Source organism: Vibrio marinisediminis (genome assembly GCF_014050145.1).
Taxonomy (GTDB): domain Bacteria; phylum Pseudomonadota; class Gammaproteobacteria; order Enterobacterales; family Vibrionaceae; genus Vibrio; species Vibrio marinisediminis.
This window is the reverse complement of sequence record NZ_JACFYF010000114.1, coordinates 1-323: the sequence shown is the minus strand read 5'-3', so window position 1 is coordinate 323 and position 323 is coordinate 1. Positions and strand designations below refer to the sequence as shown.

At 70.6% G+C, this 323-nt stretch carries 1 protein-coding gene; it reads right to left on the bottom strand.

The window, feature by feature from the left end:
* The coding region (locus H2O73_RS23595) for a phosphoenolpyruvate carboxykinase (ATP) (RefSeq protein WP_182110748.1) at positions 1-323 on the bottom strand (323 nt) is incomplete at both ends.

Below are 323 nucleotides of genomic sequence, written 5' to 3'. Positions count from 1 at the left end.
AGAGGGCCGCGGCAAAAGACGGGCTGTCCACCTTGTGAAGCAGCGGGAGGTCGACATCAAGCATGCGGCGGATGCGAAACGGGGGCAGGCGGGCGGTCTCGATCTGGTCCAGGTCGACGAGGGCTGCGACCGGCGTCGGTGGGGCTGCGGGAACCGACAGTATCCCGAGCCCGCGGGCCTCGATCTTGCCGGCGATATTGGGCGCGGGATGGGCGACGAGGGTGCCGTCCACCGCGCGCAGCTCGGTCCGGTCGTCCGAGATCAGCCGCGCGCCGAAGGCGATCAATTGCAGCGCCAGGCTGGATTTGCCCGCCCCCGCGGCC